Annotated in this window: 13 protein-coding genes and 1 tRNA gene; 11 read left to right on the top strand and 3 right to left on the bottom strand. The window is 48.1% G+C overall.

Features of this window, described 5'->3' with window-relative positions; all coding sequences use genetic code 11:
- Positions 1 to 3: 3 nt before the first annotated feature.
- Positions 4 to 1,644: an FAD-dependent oxidoreductase gene (locus tag BUA14_RS01860; RefSeq protein ID WP_072771016.1), complete on the top strand. Its 1,641-nt coding sequence runs from the start codon at positions 4 to 6 to the stop codon at positions 1,642 to 1,644.
- A gap of 171 nt (positions 1,645 to 1,815) precedes the next feature.
- Here the strand turns inward: BUA14_RS01860 and BUA14_RS01855 are convergent, their stop codons facing one another.
- The 3 genes from BUA14_RS01855 to BUA14_RS01845 are packed head-to-tail and all read right to left on the bottom strand — an operon-like array spanning position 1,816 to position 6,390.
- The gene (locus BUA14_RS01855; protein WP_072771015.1) at positions 1,816 to 3,147 is read right to left on the bottom strand and encodes an ABC transporter permease; all 1,332 of its coding nucleotides are present in this window, start codon (positions 3,145 to 3,147) and stop codon (positions 1,816 to 1,818) included.
- A 3-nt stretch (positions 3,148 to 3,150) separates the two neighbouring features.
- Complete coding sequence (locus tag BUA14_RS01850; RefSeq protein WP_072771014.1) at positions 3,151 to 5,715, bottom strand: COG1361 S-layer family protein; 2,565 nt, start codon at positions 5,713 to 5,715, stop codon at positions 3,151 to 3,153.
- Positions 5,716 to 5,736: 21 nt separating this feature from the next.
- Positions 5,737 to 6,390, bottom strand: a complete 654-nt coding sequence (locus BUA14_RS01845; RefSeq protein WP_207649526.1) for an ABC transporter ATP-binding protein — start codon at positions 6,388 to 6,390, stop codon at positions 5,737 to 5,739.
- A gap of 304 nt (positions 6,391 to 6,694) precedes the next feature.
- On the opposite strand from BUA14_RS01845, the gene BUA14_RS01840 reads away from it, so the two are divergent.
- The 10 genes from BUA14_RS01840 to BUA14_RS01800 all read left to right on the top strand — a co-directional run bounded on the left by BUA14_RS01840 (position 6,695) and on the right by BUA14_RS01800 (position 17,786).
- The gene (locus BUA14_RS01840; protein ID WP_072771012.1) at positions 6,695 to 7,714 is read left to right on the top strand and encodes an ABC transporter substrate-binding protein; all 1,020 of its coding nucleotides are present in this window, start codon (positions 6,695 to 6,697) and stop codon (positions 7,712 to 7,714) included.
- 35 nt (positions 7,715 to 7,749) lie between these two features.
- Positions 7,750 to 9,588 carry a sensor histidine kinase gene (locus BUA14_RS01835; RefSeq protein WP_072771011.1) on the top strand — a complete coding sequence of 613 codons (1,839 nt, stop codon included), beginning with the start codon at positions 7,750 to 7,752 and terminating at the stop codon, positions 9,586 to 9,588.
- A 1-nt stretch (position 9,589) separates the two neighbouring features.
- The gene (locus tag BUA14_RS01830; RefSeq protein WP_072771010.1) at positions 9,590 to 10,960 is read left to right on the top strand and encodes a sigma-54-dependent transcriptional regulator; all 1,371 of its coding nucleotides are present in this window, start codon (positions 9,590 to 9,592) and stop codon (positions 10,958 to 10,960) included.
- Positions 10,961 to 11,148: 188 nt separating this feature from the next.
- Complete coding sequence (locus BUA14_RS01820; protein ID WP_178371597.1) at positions 11,149 to 14,238, top strand: molybdopterin-dependent oxidoreductase; 3,090 nt, start codon at positions 11,149 to 11,151, stop codon at positions 14,236 to 14,238.
- A gap of 12 nt (positions 14,239 to 14,250) precedes the next feature.
- Entirely contained in the window at positions 14,251 to 14,445 is a 195-nt protein-coding gene (locus tag BUA14_RS28390) for a hypothetical protein (protein WP_242954523.1), read from the top strand.
- A 27-nt stretch (positions 14,446 to 14,472) separates the two neighbouring features.
- Positions 14,473 to 14,940: a TorD/DmsD family molecular chaperone gene (locus BUA14_RS01815; protein ID WP_242954529.1), complete on the top strand. Its 468-nt coding sequence runs from the start codon at positions 14,473 to 14,475 to the stop codon at positions 14,938 to 14,940.
- Entirely contained in the window at positions 14,930 to 15,535 is a 606-nt protein-coding gene (locus tag BUA14_RS01810) for a 4Fe-4S dicluster domain-containing protein (RefSeq protein ID WP_072771007.1), read from the top strand. Before BUA14_RS01815 ends, BUA14_RS01810 begins: the two co-directional genes overlap by 11 nt.
- Before the next feature lies 1 nt (position 15,536).
- Positions 15,537 to 16,559, top strand: a complete 1,023-nt coding sequence (gene nrfD / locus BUA14_RS01805; RefSeq protein WP_072771006.1) for an NrfD/PsrC family molybdoenzyme membrane anchor subunit — start codon at positions 15,537 to 15,539, stop codon at positions 16,557 to 16,559.
- Positions 16,560 to 16,669: 110 nt separating this feature from the next.
- Positions 16,670 to 16,766: transfer RNA gene (locus BUA14_RS27750), tRNA-Sec, on the top strand.
- Between the two features lie 234 nt (positions 16,767 to 17,000).
- Positions 17,001 to 17,786, top strand: a complete 786-nt coding sequence (locus tag BUA14_RS01800) for a FadR/GntR family transcriptional regulator (protein WP_072771005.1) — start codon at positions 17,001 to 17,003, stop codon at positions 17,784 to 17,786.
- Position 17,787: the final 1 nt, after the last annotated feature.

Here is a 17,787-nt window from a genome sequence, read left to right as displayed (position 1 = left end):
TCTATGAAAGAACTCTATGATCTGATTATTATCGGTTCCGGCAGTGCGGGGATGGCTGCGGGCATTTATGCCGGGCGTTCGAAGCTTAAAACCCTTGTGATTGACCGGGACCGGGCCGGAGGGCAGATCAAAATCACCTCCGAGGTGGAGAATTATCCGGGCATCCTGAATATTTCAGGGGAAGAGCTCAGCCAGACCATGCGCAGGCAGGCGGAAAAATTCGGTGTGAAATTTCGGCAGGCGGCGGTGGAGTCCGTAGATTTAGCTGGGGATATTAAGAAAATCCGGACGGCTGAAGGGGAATATGAGGCTTTGGCTGTGATCATTGCCACCGGGTCTGTGCCCAGAAAACTGGGCTTTATTGGGGAAGAGGAATTCAGAGGACGGGGTATTGGCTATTGTGCAACCTGTGACGGTGAGTTTTTCACAGGGATGGATGTTTTCGTGATCGGTGGAGGGCTGGCTGCGGCAGAGGAAGGGATTTTCCTGACCCGCTATGCCAGAAAAGTCACCATGATCGTCCGGGGGGATGGATTTTCCTGCCCCCAAACTATCTCCGAAAGAGTTCTGGCCCACCCGAAGATCGAGGTGAAGTTCAACACCGAGCTTCGGGAAGCGGGCGGGGATACGGTTCTGCGCTACGCTGAATTCGTGAATAACCGGAGCGGCGAAACATGGCGGTATGATGTAACGGATCAGAAGCAGACTTTTGGGGTGTTTGTTTTCGTGGGATACATTCCGCAAAGCGCCGAATATGCTCAGGAGGTCGGAATCGATGAGCGGAGCTATATTCCCACCGATGAGAGCATGGGCACCAATGTGGAGGGGGTCTATGCCGCAGGGGATATCCGTCCCAAGGAGCTGCGGCAGCTGGTTACTGCCGTAGCGGACGGCGCCATCGCGGCCACCAGCGCTGAGAAATATCTGGTAGGGAAGAAGGAACGGCTGGGGCTAGGTGAACCAGGCGAGCTGGGTGATGAGGAGAAAACTCCAGTCACCCGGCAGGGATCTTCGTTATTGGACGACTCCCTTAAGGAACAGCTGGTGCCTATTCTGGAACGGCTGGAAAACCGGATTGGGTTGCTGGCCTTTCTGGAGGGGGGCAGCGAGTTCAGCGAGGAACTGCGGAGCTTTCTGTCCGAGTTTGCCGGACTGACTGATAAGGTGGAGGTTGAGTTCCTGAACCGGGGTGAGGACGCGGTCAGAGAGAAAGAAGCCAATATCACCCTTTTCCCTGCCGTGGCGGTGCTGGGACCGGACGGGGCCTATACGGGAGTGCAGTTTCACGGCATACCCGGCGGCCACGAAATCAACTCTTTTATTCTGGCCCTGTATAATGCGGCAGGACCTGGCCAGGCGGTAGGGGAAGAGACTCTGGCCAAAATCCGGGGAGTGAACAGGAAAGTCAACTTCAAAATCGGGGTCTCGCTTTCCTGCACTCTCTGCCCGGATGTGGTGACCCTGACTCAGTTGATGGCCTTGAAAAATCTCCTGATCGAGGCGGAGATGATCGATGTGGCTCATTACCCTGATTTTAAAAACAAGTACGCGATTATGAGCGTACCGGCTATTGTGGTCAATGATGAAAAAGTCGTTTTCGGCAAGAAGAATCTGGAGGAATTGCTGGAGCTGGCTAAGAGCTGAGCAGGAATGAGAATGGAACGGATTGAGGGCAATAGATAAAAAAATAACAGATAGAAAAGAAAAACAACGGATAAAAACAACAGATAAAGAATAACGAGCGGATAGCAGTAAGTGGCTGTCCGCTCGTTATTCTTTAAATTGATTTGAGCTCTAGCTGAATGGTTGGGGGAATCAATCGCTTTTAATTGCTTCCAGCGCCGATATTTTCACGGCTTTGTTGGCAGGATAGTACCCGGAGCCCACTCCGATAAAAATTGAAAAGACAACGGCAAAGCCGATAAGCCAGAGGGGTATAATGGATATTTTGCTGCCGCCGGCACCTTCCGAAACAAAATTCATGACCAGTGAAATGATCAAACTGACGATATTACCGACAACTCCTCCCAAGAGGCCAATAATACCGGATTCCGTAAGAAAAATGATACGAATATCCTTTACATAGCAGCCCAATGCTTTCATAATGCCGATTTCCTTGGTCCGCTCAGAGATGGACATAATCATCGTATTAGTAATCCCAATAGCGGCCACGAACAATGAAATAGCCCCCAGTCCCCCCAGCATCAGCTGTTTTTGCCGCGCTTCTTTTTCCATGGGTTCACGGATGCTTTCCATAGATCGGGTATCAAAGCCAAGCCGCTTGATTTCCTTTTCCACTTCGGCGACTTTGGAAATGTGGTCTACCTTAACAAGAGCATTTTGATAGCTTTTCTTTTCGGTCGTGTTTTTTGCCGCACCGGAATCCTTTAAGATCTGTTCCAGAAAAGCCAGGTCCAGCAAGACACCTTCGCTGGTTTCATAACCTTTGTTGTAATCTTCTTTGACGCGTCCGGTTACTTCAAGGGGGATGCTGTACTTGGCGATGCCTTCCTTTTCCAGGACCAGAGTCAGAGAGGACGTGAGCGGGTTGAAGTAGGGGTCCGGCATATTGTTCTTGAGTTGGTCCATATCGAAATTATTAAAATCAATATTGGCGTAACGGTCAACCCGATTGCTTCCTTCCGGCCGATAGGAATCCCGGAAATTGTAAGCAAACATTTCGCCGACCAGCACCCCCTTAGTAGTGGCGGGGTATGCTCCATCCACAAGCTTGAATCCCAACTTTTCCAGGCTGGAGCTGTCATAGGCCGCCACCGGGAGCCAATCGTTGATATATCTGTCGCCAATTCCGGCGTAGATCTTAAAGTAAATATCGTTGAACAGTTCGTCGGGAGAGATTTTCGGCGATACGGCGATGACATTGGGTATCTGAGCAATCGTTCTGATGCCGGCGTCATCCAGTTTATTTTGATCGTTGCCCATATTGGGCACCATAACGGTGATAATTGTCAAATCTCCCATTTCCGCCAGCATTTCTTCCTGGGAGACTTTAGTGCCGATGCCGATGGATACCATAATGACAATGCTGCAGCACCCGATCAGTACCCCCAGCACGGTTAATAAGGTTCTGGATTTGCGGCGGCGCAAATTGCGCAGGCACATTTTTAAAATATCTTTCCAAGTCATCCTCTATACCTCTGATTTGGAAGGCGCATCTGTGCTTGGTGCGGTGCCGTCGGTTTTATCCTCCGTCAGCGGCAGGTCTTGGGCGGGCGCGTCTTCTTCCCAGGAAAAGTCGATCGAGTTTATTTTCTTTTGTGCCCGGGCTTTCTTGATACGCATTATGGCAATTCCTGTGCCCGCCAGTAAGATAATGGCTGCGCCAATCAGCCAAGGGAGCGGGATTTTGCCTTCCTGTTCAGGCGCCATTTCCGGCATGCCCATATTCATGGGGGGAGGCGCATCAAAAGCTGAGACCAGCACGGGAAATTCCTTGATGACAGGTTCTAAATTAGCGTCTTCATAAGTAATTTTGATGGTGAAGGACAGTTCCCCTGGCTGCAACGGCATAAAAGCAAAACCGATGGTGCTGCTCTTTCCCGCCTCAATATTGCCAAGCTGCTGCACCTTGGCAGGCGTCTCCATTTCTCCTGTAATATCCTCAATCGCCGCCTCCACATTCGATATAGAGTTTTTCCCTTTATTCACATAGCTTAAAGTAATAACCGACTCCTGCCCGACAGCGACGAAATCAGGTAATTGGGGCTGCGCCAGTTCAAAACGATCCGGCAGGTAAATGGGGATGGACAACTTTTCGCTCATCGTGTTGGTGGCGCGTTTACTGCCGGTGCTATACTCATATTTAAAACCGACTTCTACGGTTTTAGCACCCGATATACTGGTTTGACCGGAGTTGGCGACAAGCAGCGCCTGCAAATCCAATTCCTGTGTAAGGGTTTGTCCCGCCCCCAGAGATTCATAGTAAAAGGTGTTGGAGGAACTGGCTACAGAAAAATTCTCGCCTGTTTCCAAGGTTACAACGATGTTTTCAATGCTCAAGCTAGAGCTGGTATTGTAAAAATCCATGGATAGCTTAAAGGCTGTATTGGCTGCTACCGGAGAACCTCCATAAGAATAATTGCTGACAATGAGATAGGGAACCGAGGCGTCGGCCTCCTTATGGCTTTCGGTCACCACCACCACTTTGCCGGAAGCCGTACTCGGTACCATACCGCCGCCGCTGTCATAGGAATAGCTGGTGTCGACACCGAGGGTTTGCAGGGATGAGGACGGCTCACTGGCGGCCTTTACTTTGACGGTGATGCTTTCTTCCGTGTAGCCCTTAATACTTTTTAAGAAAAAGGAACTTTGGCCATCCGGGAGATAAATGGAGTCCGACGGATTGAGGGAAACGGTGATATCGGAAGCGGTTGTTTCCCCCATGTTGGCTATTTGCAGGGTAATTTCCTTCTCTTCATCGCCTTTCAGGATGTCCTTGGTTTGGAGGCCACTGATGAACAGAATGGGCGCAGGGGATTTGCCGGCGGTCACAATGGCAATTTTGCCGGTGGCCGTGTCCTCGATAATGCTGCTGCCGCTGGTATATGAATATTTTACCTCGACGCCAATGCTTTGCAGCGTCGAGGCTACCTCACCTGCTGCCTTTATTCTCACGGTAAAGCGTTCTTCCGTGTTGCCCTTGATGTCTTTTAATAAAAAAGAGCTTTTGCCATCCGGGAAATAAATGGAGTCCGATGGACTGAGTAAAACCGTGATATCAGAAGCGGTTGTATCCCCCATATTGATGATTTGAATCGTCACATCCCTCTCGCTGTTACTTTTCAGTGCTTCTTCCGTTTGAACGCCGCTGATGAAGAGGATTGGCCCGGAAGATTCACCGATTTCGCTGATGAGGCTGATTTTTTCGCTGGTGGTACCTTGGACAATCTCACTTCCGTTGTCATAAGTATATTTGAGATCCACGCCAATATTTTGCGACACCGGAGGAAGGTCAATCCCCGTTTTGATTTTCACGGTAAAAGAGCTGGTTTTTCTTCCGTCAATGGTATTTAAAGAGAAGGTATTTTTGCCAGACACAAGGTAAATAGACGATGAAGGAGTGAGTGACACAACCACATCATGAAGGCTCAAGTCACTGAGGTTTTCAATGTTGATGGTCAGATCCATGAGCTGATTGGGTTTCAAGGTTTCCTGGTTGAGAGAACTGGTTATCAGCAGGGAGGGGGTTACTTTGTAATCGTCGCCAGGTTTGTTTTCCTGATCAGCGCATTCCTTTATAGATAGGTCTGTGATGTCATAGTCTACAGATAAATCCTTGTAGCCAACCATGAACTTAAAGGTTTTACCGCCCCCGGCATACTTGATGCCAGAGAATTTGATAGTCATGGCAAGGGGCTCATCGCCTTGAGAGGTTATTGTAATTGCAGGATGACCATTCCCTGAAAAGTTATCAACTAACCGGGACACTTCAATATGCGCAGAATCCGATATTAGTGATGTCTTAATGCCCGGATTTTTTACCGTAATTTCCAGGTTTACTGAATCACCCTGGCGTATTACTGATAGGATGTTTCCAGAAGTATTCGTGACCTTATATTCGGTTATAACCAGGTTGCTTTTGATAGCGGTGGCATCGTCCCCTAATGCTGCAGTAGTCATCAAGGGGGAAACGACCAAAATCATAGCCAAAAGAATAATCATTATGTAACGTGATTTTTGCAAAATGTTCTTCATAATTCGACTCCTTAGTTCCGGTTAAACGGTTTGTTTTTTTATTTCATTGCTGACAATCTCGCCATCTACCAGTTTCACAATCCGGTCGGCATAAACTGTCATTTCCGGATCATGGGTGACCAGGATGATGGTTTGTTTAAAAGTTCCCGCAAAATTTTTGATCATAGTCATAACTTCTTTGGTTGTTTTTGTATCCAGATTCCCGGTAGGCTCATCGGCAAAAACAACCGCGGGTTTTGTGACAAAAGCTCTGGCAATTCCCACCCGCTGCTGTTGTCCGCCCGACATTTGTCCGGGATAGTGATGCAATCGATGCCCAAGTCCAACCTTTTGCAGCATGCTTTGGGCCATGGCATTGCGTTTTCCTTCCGGCACACCCCGAAACATCAGGGGCAGAGCCACATTTTCTGTGGCGGTTAGCATAGGAAGCAAATTATAAGACTGAAAGACAAAACCGATATATTTTTGCCTGAATTCGGCAAGCTGATCTTCATTTAAATGCGAAATGGGAACGCCGCCTATTTTTACGCCCCCCTTAGAAGGTTTTTCCATCCCTGCCAATTGGTTTAAAAGCGTGCTCTTGCCAGAACCCGAAGCGCCGAATATGCAGCACAGTTCCCCGCGATTTATGGAAAAGTTTATTCTTTTTAAAGCCACAACAACTTCTTCGCCCATAATGTATTCTTTGCGAAGGTTGCGGATTTCAATTAATGGTTTTTCCAATCAAATAGGTCTCCTTTTCTAGATTTTTTAATGAGATGGGTATTTCCATGCACTTACAATTCGACAGTTATCTTTTAAAACCCTTGCGATATAAGGATTTTATGGAAAATTAATGTTTTTTTGTGAAAAATCGAATCAGCAGAATTTATTGCTACATCTTTCCTGACCCTGGTATAAACAAGTTTTTCGCGTTATGATAAAATAAGTAATCCAGAAGTGAAAGAACTCACTGATAAATTTAGAGGAGGAACATCAGATGAAATTCGGTAACTATAGATTGAGCTTAAACAAAGCCGTCTTATTTGCCTTGCTTTTTGTTTTATGCTTTACGCTGCTCGGCTATAGCCACCAGAATGTTTTTCCTCAGGAAAACCCGCTCAAAACAGTTGGCATCTTAATGGGGTCCGATCTGCGCACTAATAAGGTTAACGGGGTAATCGAGGGATTGAAAAAATACGGCTATGAAGAAAACGTTAATATTCAGTTTGAAATAGTCAGCGCCCAAGATCGAATGGAGGATCTTCCGAAGCTTGCCCAAGAATTGGTCCGGCAAAGCCCCGATCTATTGATTGGCACGGGAGAAAGAGAGACCCTTGCCCTTCAAAAGGCTGCGGCAGACAGTCAGATTCCCATCGTCTTTATTGGGGTGGGTTTCGCTGAAGAACTTGGCCTTGTGGATAGCTATACTCATCCTGGAGGAAAGATAACAGGGGTGGATAACTATTATTTACAATTATCGGGTAAGCGTTTGGAGTATTTTAAACGCTTACTGCCCGATGTTCAAAAAATTATGGTACTCTATGACGAGACGATCACGCCGGTGGAGCCCACCATGGATTTTCTGAATCGGGTGGCAGCCCAGCTTGACATGACGGTGATACCGGTGGGGGTTAAGAATGAGGCTGAAACATTAAAGGCCATCAATGGAATCCTGCCTGGAGAGGTCGATGGGGTGATGCTGCTGTGCAGTCTTTTGATGGAGTCGGTGACGGATTCCATCAGCCCTCTTATCCAGGAAAAGCGGCTCCCGGCCTTTGGAGTGAGCGCCAATCAGACGAAAAAGGGATTCCTGGCCTCCTATGGGATGGATTATAGAGAACAGGGAATTCAGGCTTCCAGAATAGCCGCTAAGATTCTGCAAGGCCAGGACCCGGGGATAATTCCTGTGGAAGCACCGGCCCGTGTTGATTTTATCATCAATACCAAGGTGGCAGAGGTTTTTAAAGCTGGGATTGATCCGGCAGGTTTTGCTTGTGCGTCAGAATTCATTCGCTGAAAAACAATGCTTAAGTTGAAGGATGATCGCCATTGATGAATATGTCTAAGCATGCCAGGCGTTTCCAAAGCATTGCCTTTAAACTCCTGGCGTTCAGTATTATTATGTCCCTTATTCCGCTGCTTTTCCTGGGCGGATCTAACTTGATGCGTGCCAAGGATTATCTTTGGGAATCTGTAAGGAATCAGCATTCTTATGGGACCTCCCGGGTTGTCAAAGAGATAAATTTCCTGCTGGAAGAAGCAGAGCGGGTGATAACTGTTCTGGCGGAAGCGAACGGTACTGTGCTGATAAGCAGTGACACCGGGGAGCAGGAGCGCCTGCTCTACAGCTGTCTGACCAATCTTCCTTATGTTGAGAGAATGAGTTTGCTTGATGGAAAAGGTTATGAAATTACCGGAGTATCCCGATTCGATATTGGGAAGAGCGGGGCAAGCCAGGAAAAAGATGTGGAGAACATCTTTAAAACCATTAAGAATTATCAAACTTATATCGGGCCGGTGCTGTTAGATCAGCATGGCCAGCCTTATTTTCAATTGGCCATTCCCATTATTCTGCAGGGCAATGACGTTAAGGGTGCAGTTGTGGCAGATATCAGTTTGCGCAGTGTCGTGGATCTTTTATCTAAAGTAGCGGGAACTTCCGGAGCGTGGCTGTTTCTGGTGGATCAGGAAGGGCATTTAATTGGACATGAGGATTTCAGCCAGGTACTCTCCAACCGGAATGTGCAGGCCAGTCTTCCTTTGCTGTCGGAGGAAGAAGAAGAGCTGACCAGGGAAAATCCTTTGGTCCGCACCTATGTGTCCTATACGGGTGAAAAGGTGGTTGGCGCTTATGCGCAAGTGAGCGGAACAGATTGGGCGGTTATCTATGAACAGCCGGAGACCAAAGCCTTTTCCTCCTATATCCATTTGCGAAATACCTTTGGCTTAAGCACAGTGATTCTGATGCTCCTTGTTCTGGGGATAAGTTTGTTTTTTGTCATCTATTTTCTCCGGCAGCTGGATATTTTAAAGAAAGGCGTTAAGCGGATTACCTCCGGAGAAGCGGGGTTTGTGCTGCCTGTGCAAAGCCAGGATGAGATAGGTGAAGTGTTGACAGCCTTTAATGAACTGAGTGAAGAACTGAAAAAGAAGCGGGAGCTGGAAAGTGCCTTGCGCCAGGCGGATAAAATGGCATCGGTAGGGTTATTGGCGGCAGGCATAGCTCACGAAATTAATAATCCTATGGCCACCATCGGTCTTTCCGTCGAGGAATTGCGCTATGAACTGCAAAGGATGAACTCTGCTCAAGGGGAGAAAGATCAGGATATCGACAGATATCTGGATTTGATAGCCAGACAGGCGGACCGGTGCTCCCAGATAACCCAGAATTTATTGGATTTTTCTCGTCAGGAGAGAAACCAGAATAATGCCTATGACTTTTATAACTTGAATGAGCTTGTGCAAAAAGCTTTGGAATTGAATCATTATATGCTGCAAAAAAACCAAGTCCAGGTCCAGTATGACTTGGATGAGGCTGTTCCGCTGATTTGGGGGGATGGGCCGGGGATTCAACAGGTCATTTTTAATCTTCTTTGCAATGCGGCTCAGGCTATGAAGCAGGGCGGTGCCTTGAAGTTAGTGACGCAAAATGAGGCGGACTGCATCTGTCTGCAAGTGATGGATAATGGGGAAGGCATCAGCAGCGAGGATTTGAAACGGGTTTTTGAACCTTTCTTTACCACCAAGCCCCCCGGACTTGGAACCGGCTTAGGGCTTGCTGTAAGCTATGGCTTAATCAAACAGGCCGGGGGTACGATTGTCATGGACAGCAGGCTGGGTGAGGGGACTACAGTGACGGTCAAACTGCCGCATACAAAAGAGGTGCAATAAGATGAAACTGCTGATCGTTGAGGATGAAGTGGATTTTGCGACACTCCTGAAGCAAAGGCTGACCAGGAAAAAGATCCAGATTGATTTGGCTCATACTATTGAACAGGCTCTGGATTGGCTGGGTAAGGTCAGTTATGATGTGATTCTTTTGGATCAGCGCCTTCCCGACGGCGAAGGGCTCTCCTTATTAACCCAGGTCAAAGAGGCCGATCCCTTTGTGGAAGTTGTGGTACTGACAGGGCATGGCAGCCTGGAAACCGCCATTCAATCCATCAAGCAGGGTGCTTACGATTATCTCACCAAACCCTGCAACACAACCAAACTGGAATTCACGCTGACCCAGGCTTATGAAAAAAAACGCCTGGCCGAACAAGCGGCAGGGCTTTCCGAAGCCTTAAGACGTCAAACCGGAAGCGAGCCGATTATCGGCCAAAGTCCGGAAATAAAAAGACTTATGCAAATGGTGGAAAAGGTGAAGGACAGTGAAGCTACCATTCTGGTGCTGGGAGAAAGCGGCAGCGGCAAAGAGCTCATCGCCCGCTCCCTGCATTTTTGGAGTGCCAGAAAGGATAAGCCGTTTCAGGCTTTGAATTGTGCGGCTTTACCGAACCAACTTGTGGAGAGTGAATTATTTGGCCATGAAAAGGGGGCGTTTACAGGAGCGGCAGGGGTCAAAATGGGTTTGATTGAAATAGCTGACGGGGGAACTCTTTTTCTGGATGAGATTGCCGAGATGGATTTGGATATTCAGGCTAAATTGCTCAGGCTGCTGGAATATGGTGAATATTTCCGGGTGGGAGCCACCCGGTCCCGTAAAGTCAAACTGAGAGTAGTGGCCGCTACCAATAAGAGATTGGAACAGGAAGTTGCTGCCGGGCGTTTTCGGGAGGATTTGTATCACCGCTTAAATGTGGTGCAAATCGAAGTGCCTCCTCTACGAAATCGCAAAGAGGATATTCCTTTGCTGGCAGACTACCTTCTGGCCAAAAAATGCCCGCAAAATAATCCTAAAGTTCTGAGCCCGGAGGCTCTCAGAGTGCTGTTAAACTATGATTTTCCGGGCAATGTCAGAGAATTGGCCAATATTCTTGAACGGGGCTGCTTGCTTTCCTACGGTTCAACCATCGAAGCGGAGCATTTATTTCAGCCTCAAATGGGGAAGCGGACACCCGTTCCTAAAAAAGGGCTGGAGGAAGAGACTCCCGGCTGGGGAGACGCCGATCTTTCTCTGGAGAACTGTGAACGTCAGCATATTCTCAGGGTACTGAAAATGGCAGGAGGGAATAAAACAAAAGCGGCTCAGGAATTGAAGATCGGCCTTAAAACCTTATATCGCAAGGTCAAGGAATATGGGATTGAGCCCCTGCCATGAAATGAGATAAAATGAGAGTGACCCGGTCAAAATGACAAATGCAGTCATTTTGACCGGGTCATTTTGCTGTTTTTAAAGAATGGCGAGGCTTACACTTGTGATTATTACCGCTAATTAGGAGTTGGCAAGCTTTTTGCATTACTAATGAATGCTTTCTTAATTATTTATGCAGAAGGGATGATTTAGCTATGAAGCGTCGTGATTTTATCAAGCTGACAGCAGCTGCGGGTATGGTCACAGCAAGCGGCCTTGGCTATGACAGAATGATCATGGCCGAACAGCCTCCCGGGTTTATACCCAAAAAGACCGGCAGTCAGGAGGTAGAGGCAAGAATTGATGTAACGTCGGGGAAGGTGGAAGTCAACCCCAATATTCTAATGCGAAACAGTGCTTGTCTGGGTTGCTACAGTTCATGTGGCAACAGGGTGAAAATCAATAAGGAGACAGGGCTGGCGACCCGGGTGATGGGCAATCCTTATAACCCCTCCAGCGCTCAGCCCCATCTTGCCATGGAGACCTCTCTCCTGGATTCCTATCTGTCTTTCAGCACATATCGGGACATGGGGAATGAGGGAAGAGCAGCTTTATGTGCCAGGGGCAATGCCACTTTGACAGCTCATCATGATCCCAACCGGATTTTAGTGCCTCTCAAACGCGCAGATAAGCGGGGAGAAGCCAAATGGCAGCCCATCACTTGGGAAGAAGCGGTCAAGGAAACGGTGGAGGGAGGAACTCCCTTTGCCCATCTGGGCGAAACAACGCCCATTGAGGGGATCAAGGATGTTCATGATCCTCTTACCCCCATGGATCCGGCGAATCCCGAATTAGGGCCCAAATCATTTCAACTGGTCCACTTCGGAGGAAGAGGAGATGGGCGTACTGCCTTTGCCGGACGTTTTACCGGTGCTTTTGGTACTCCCAATAATTTTGGCCATGGCTACACCTGAGGTGGCTCCAAAATACCTGCGGGTCAGGTACTGTCAACCGGTCAAGGCATGAGACCGGATGTCAATCATGCCGAGTTTATTCTTTATATCGGGGCCTTTCCCGGTCATAGTGGCAAACCGATGTCTACTATTGCCAGGCAGGTCGCCAAGCAAACTGGTGAAGGAAAACTTAAAGTGGTCATCGTCGATCCGGTTATGTGTGGTGGCGCCATTTCCCCTGTGGGTAAAAATACCAAATGGATTCCCATCAAACCGACCACGGATTCAGCCTTTATCATGGGAATGCTGCACTGGATTATAGACAATCAGCGCTATAATGAAGATTATTTAAGTTCCCCCCACCTAAATGCTGCCAAGGGCAAAGGATTTGCCAGCTGGTGCAACGCCTCCCATCTGGTGATCGTGGATGAAAATCATCCCAACAACCGTAAACTTTTGCGGGCGGAGGATTTAGGCTTGGAAGTACCCCCCAGCACCGATCCGACGAAAACCGTGGATTATTTTATGGTCATCGATCCGGAAACGAACCAGCCGGCTATCTATAATCAAGTGTCCAAAGCCGATCTGGCCTTTGACGGAAAGGTGCAGGCTAAGTCCGGCGGGTCCATACGGGTTAAAACGGCTTTCGCCATTTTAAAAGAAAGTGTCTTCAGTCAAGGAATTGCCGACTATTCCCAAATATGCAAAGTGCCTGAAGAGACCATCATGGACATTGCCAGAGAGTTTACAGCCCATGGCACGAAAGTGGCAGTAGATGGAACAGGCAATACGGCCTCTGCCAATGGCTATGATATTGCCAATGCCATGCACGTCCTGGCGACCATGGTGGGCTGCCATAATTTAAAGGGTGGTATGTTGGAACGCCGTGTGGCTTATAAATCCTTAGCCAAAGGCCCTCGTTATGACCTGGGTACAGTGGCCAATGCACCGAATATTAAGGGGAAAGGCATTCTGATCAGCCGGACCGGCGTTCCTTATGAGAAGACGCCTGAATACAAGCAAAAGATTGCTAAAGGGGAGAACCCCTATCCCTCCAAATTACCCTGGCATCCCATTGGCAGCGCTTCGGACAATCAGGCCTTTTTCTCCGTGATCAATAGTTATCCCTACCAAACCAAGATCTTAATGGTTTGGATGGCTAATCCGCTGATGACCACTCCTGCGGCTGGGCGGCAGGAGATTATGGATGAGCTGAAAAAAGTGGCAAGAGTACCCCTGATCATTGCCATGGATGCTTTTATGGGTGAAACGACAGCATTAGCGGATTACATCATACCGGATACCACCCCTTATGAAAGTTGGGGACTTGCCAATAGTGAGGGCAATACTTCGGAAAAGGTAACCTCTCTGCGTTGGCCGGTTGTGGAACCCTTGACAGCTAAGCTCAGCGATAACCGCCATGCCTGCTATGAAAATTATATTATTGATGTGGCCAAAGCCATAGGGTTGCCGGGCTTTGGTGAGAATGCCATAAAGGACATGGATGGAAAGACGTACCCCTTGAACACGCCGGAAGATTACTTCCTGCGGGGGGTTGCCAATGTGGCCTTTGATGGTCAACCGGTTCCCGATCTTACCGATGAGGAAATGAAGATTCAGGATCTGGCAAGCTGTATGCAGAACTGGAAAGACTGCTTAAAAACAGAAGAATACCGCAAAGCAGCCTTTATCCTTTCCCGTGGAGGACGGTTCGAAGAATTTGGCCAAGGCTATGCAGGAGATCGCACCAAGTATCCCCAGGAAGGGTGTTTTAACCTGTATGGGGAGAAGATGGCTTTAGCCAAAAACTCCTTCACGGGTCAATACTTCCACTCCGGAACCCTTGTCTATAATCCGGAGATTTTAGCGGACGGCACCTCCCTTGATCAGCTTTTCCCCGAATCGGAATGGCCCTTTAAAGCGGCTTCCTATAAAGCCAAATTCAGAAGTGTGTCCATGCTGGAAAACTCGATTTTAAGGGAATTGAATCAAGCCAATAAGATAGAGATCAATCCGGAAGATGCTGAGCAGTTGGGCCTTGTATCCGGTGACAAAGTAAGACTGGTTTCCGCTACAGGTGGGGAAGCCGAGGGAATCCTGCAGGTGAGACAGGGAATCGCCAGAGGTTCAGTGGGTATAGCCTATGGCTATGGTCACTGGGAGTATGGTGCGAAAAAACACACGTTAGGGGAAAAGGAAATTTCAGCTGTTCCCGGCTCAGGGCAAGGAGTCTTTCTGGGGGGAATCAGCCTGATCGATCCTAAAGTTAAAAATGGTATCTTCGGCTTCAGTGAAATGTCCACCGGAGGAACCAGCCGCAATGGCGGTGCCTTTAAAATCCTTAAAGTATAGTGGGGGATGAAAATGCAAGATGCAATAAACTGGACAAGGGATCGTTTTCATTCCTATGCCTTTTTCTCCAGTCTCCTCCTGGAGGAACCAACCCTGGAAAAATGGCTCACCATTCAGAAACTCGCCAACTCAGGCGAGGGTTTTATGGATCAGAAAGGCATAAAGATTCCTGAAGAAGCACAGGCAACACTGGAGAGGCTTCGCTAGGATTACTATGACTGTTTTTTTGTGCCCATGTCCGGGAAATATGTTCCTCCTTATGAATCAGCCCTGCGCGGCTATCAGCCGAAGCCCAAACCGTCCTTCGGAAAACTAAATACTTCCCTGACTGTCCAGATCAAGCAGCACTATGAGCTGACCGGGTTTGATCCCTATGGTCTGGAGATGTTTTCCCCGCTTAAGAATATCCCCTTGGCCGATCATGTGGGGTTCGAATTAGCCTATATGACTTATTTATGCCGGCAGGAACATGAGGCCAGAAAAGAAGCCCGGCAGGACAAGGCCGAAAGATGGCTGGAGATTCAAAAGGAGTTCATGGCCGACCATCTCTTGATGTGGATTCCCGGTATGGCCGAAGCCCTGAGAACTTTGGAACAAGGTTTTTATGCTCAGGCCATCAGGACCCTGGAGATTTGGCTCCATGACGATGATCAGGATATGAAAAATTATTTCAGCAGAGGAGGAATCTGCGTTGAGTGCTAATTTGGAACCGCGCTATGGTATGGTCATCGACTTGCGCCGCTGTGTCGGATGCCATTCCTGTACTGTCAGCTGTAAAATGGAGAATAATGTGCCGGAAGGGGCCTATCGCTCCTGGGTTGTTGAGGGAGATAAAGGGATTTACCCCAATGTGACGAGGGTGAAACTTCCCCGCCTGTGCAATCAATGCCAGGATGCTCCTTGTCAAACCGTATGTCCGGTCAAAGCGACCCATAAGGATGAAGGCGGGGTCATTGTCGTTGATCCTGACAAATGCATTGGCTGCCGCTACTGCATTGCGGCTTGCCCTTATGATGCCCGTTTCCTGAATAAAGAGACAGGTATGGCGGAAAAATGCGATCTGTGTATCGGGCGGATTAAGGCAGGGCTGATGCCGGCCTGCATCTCCAACTGCATTGCTCATGCCCGTATTTTTGGCGATTTAAATCATCCCGACAGTGAAATTAACCGCCTGCTTGCCGAACATCCCGCTCAGGCTTTGCGCTCAGACTTGGGCACCCGGCCCAGCGTTTTCTACATCGGCCTGGATGAGGCCTTTGATAGCATAAGCCTCAACGATTTGGAAAGGAGGAAGTAGCATGGATTTTTCATTTGTCTATGAGATTCAGCATCACGCTGCTTTCGGTCCTCTCATCGTGCTTTACTTCTTTCTGGCAGGGCTGAGTGCAGGCTTGTTTCTCATCTCAGCCTTGAGTACGGTTTTTGGTTGGCAGGCTGTCAAACCTTTGGCTAAACCGGCGGCCCTCGCGGCCGTGGCAGTCTTGGTTCCAGGGCTGCTCGCCTTAGTCGCGGATCTGGGGCGGCCCTTCAGAGCCCTCTATTTATTCCTTAATGTCAATCCCTCTTCTCTTATGTCCTGGGGTTCTTTCATTTTGTTGTTCTACGGGCTTGTCTGTATGCCTTATATTTGGTTTTTGTGGAAGGACCAGGAGAAAAATGCGAAGATTTGGGGTAAAATTGGTGTTGTTTTGGCCATCAGCCTGGGGTCCTATACAGGATTTCTTTTAGCCGTTGTGCCTGGTAGACCTCTTTGGAACTCTGCGTTGCTGCCGGTTCTGTTTTTGGTATCCGGCTGTGTCGCCGCTTTAAGCCTTATCAGTCTTACCAAAAAAGCCTTCATTCAAGGGGGAGTTGCCGGAGCGGCTTATGAAAGTGCTCTCCACAGCTTAAAAGTATGGTTCGTGGTCTTGGAAATCTGCCTTGTCTTCTTCCATTTGCTGACGGTTTACTTCCTGAGTGGTCTGGGAGAGCTGACGGTAATGAATCTTCTGGCCGGTGAAAAGGCCTTTACCTTCTGGGCTGTGCAAATCGTGGTGGGTATCGTCGTGCCTCTGATTCTGCTTTCTTTAAAACAATCTCCCCATTCCATGGGAATAGCAGGGCTGTGCAGCTTGCTGGGGGTTTTTGCTCTTCGTTATAATTTTGTGTACGGTGGGCAGGAATTGCCTGCGTCGGGGACACAGTTCTATCATCAGGGCGGAGGAATAGAGTGGCTTGCCGTGCTCGTTCTTCTGGGCTTGGGAGTAGTATTGATAATCACGTTGCCTTATCTGAGCCAAAGGTTATTTCACCTGACGTCTTCTAAGAGCGTCAGTAGCTGAGAGAGTCTCCTTATAAGGTGTTGTCAGGTAAGGTCGTAATTCGGACTTTGCCGGCTATAAACTCAAGATGGAATGAACCTGGTAAAAGATAGTATGATAGAAGAAATCAGGGGGGCGAATGGATTCCGGTGGATCCTGCGGACTTCAAATCCGTTATCGGGTGGGTGATCCGGCCGAGGTAGGTTCGACTCCTACGCGTTCCCGCCAAAACTATCCCAGTTAAAAAACAGTTTTGTGGCAAGGGGAAACTTGGTTCTACTTGTTTTTGATCAGGGTACGAGGTGAGCAGAAAAGCTACTTGCCTCGTGCCCTTTTTATATTAGAAAATGAGTCTTTCCTGCATTTTATTAAGTTCACATTTGTGGTAAGATACAGATAGTTGGTGACTGTTCGCTAGCTAGCAGTCTGATTTCAATAAAGGGTTAAAGGCAGGTTGGAAGGATGGCGGAAATTACAGAAAAAGTATTGGATAAAGCTTTGGATACAGGGACAAAAATTAAACGGCTGCCCCTTACGGAACAGGTCTATCAGGAGATTAAAGAAGGAATCTCTTCCGGAAGATGGCAGGTCGGGGATAAACTGCCGTCGGAAAACGAATTGGCCGAGATTTTCGGCGTGAATCGTCTGACCGTGCGCGGTGCTCTCCAAAAGCTTAATATTTTGGGAATCGTGGAGACAAGGGTAGGGGAAGGGACCTACGTCTTGAATTTCAATCTCAGGAAGTATGTCCGCGAAGTGGCTGAGTTTGCCATGCAGCCTGAAAAGGAGAATGAAATTCGGGACTTCCGCAAATTGCTGGAAATCGAATGCGCCAGATTGGCCATTGAAAGAGGTACCGAGGAAGAGCTGACCGAGCTGAAAAGATTGGCGGATGAATGCCGGGTGATCGGTCTAAAACTGAATGCCAGTTACAAGGATAAAAGCTTTGACAAAGATACTTATGTTGAATATGTCAACACGGATCTGAATTTCCATTTTCAGATCTGCAAAATGTCCCACAATTCTGTGTACATCAACAGTTTTAATCTGGCTCGGGAATTAATTAATCACTATATTCTGCTTATTTTAGAAAGGCACTATCAGGAGTATATAGAAGAGGGAGGAACGGTAGAAGAGTATTTTCAGATTCTTGAGCATGACGATATTTATCATGCCATCAAGGAAAAGGATGTTGAGAAATGCAAGCGTATCTACCTTCATATGATTGATCCCAAGGAGCCCAAATGAC

It is taken from the genome of Desulfitobacterium chlororespirans DSM 11544, assembly GCF_900143285.1.
GTDB classification, from domain to species: domain Bacteria; phylum Bacillota; class Desulfitobacteriia; order Desulfitobacteriales; family Desulfitobacteriaceae; genus Desulfitobacterium; species Desulfitobacterium chlororespirans.
This window is presented reverse-complemented; position numbering and strand designations above follow the sequence as displayed.

What these genes read in the sequence shown, in the direction of transcription:
- BUA14_RS01860 (WP_072771016.1), top strand. Translation starts at nt 4, where the DNA reads ATGAAAGAACTCTATGATCTGATTATTATCGGTTCCGGCAGTGCGGGG.
- BUA14_RS01855 (WP_072771015.1), bottom strand. Translation starts at nt 3,147, where the DNA reads ATGACTTGGAAAGATATTTTAAAAATGTGCCTGCGCAATTTGCGCCGC.
- BUA14_RS01850 (WP_072771014.1), bottom strand. Translation starts at nt 5,715, where the DNA reads ATGAAGAACATTTTGCAAAAATCACGTTACATAATGATTATTCTTTTG.
- BUA14_RS01845 (WP_207649526.1), bottom strand. Translation starts at nt 6,390, where the DNA reads ATGGGCGAAGAAGTTGTTGTGGCTTTAAAAAGAATAAACTTTTCCATA.
- BUA14_RS01840 (WP_072771012.1), top strand. Translation starts at nt 6,695, where the DNA reads ATGAAATTCGGTAACTATAGATTGAGCTTAAACAAAGCCGTCTTATTT.
- BUA14_RS01835 (WP_072771011.1), top strand. Translation starts at nt 7,750, where the DNA reads ATGAATATGTCTAAGCATGCCAGGCGTTTCCAAAGCATTGCCTTTAAA.
- BUA14_RS01830 (WP_072771010.1), top strand. Translation starts at nt 9,590, where the DNA reads ATGAAACTGCTGATCGTTGAGGATGAAGTGGATTTTGCGACACTCCTG.
- BUA14_RS28390 (WP_242954523.1), top strand. Translation starts at nt 14,251, where the DNA reads ATGCAAGATGCAATAAACTGGACAAGGGATCGTTTTCATTCCTATGCC.
- BUA14_RS01815 (WP_242954529.1), top strand. Translation starts at nt 14,473, where the DNA reads ATGTCCGGGAAATATGTTCCTCCTTATGAATCAGCCCTGCGCGGCTAT.
- nrfD (WP_072771006.1), top strand. Translation starts at nt 15,537, where the DNA reads ATGGATTTTTCATTTGTCTATGAGATTCAGCATCACGCTGCTTTCGGT.
- BUA14_RS01800 (WP_072771005.1), top strand. Translation starts at nt 17,001, where the DNA reads ATGGCGGAAATTACAGAAAAAGTATTGGATAAAGCTTTGGATACAGGG.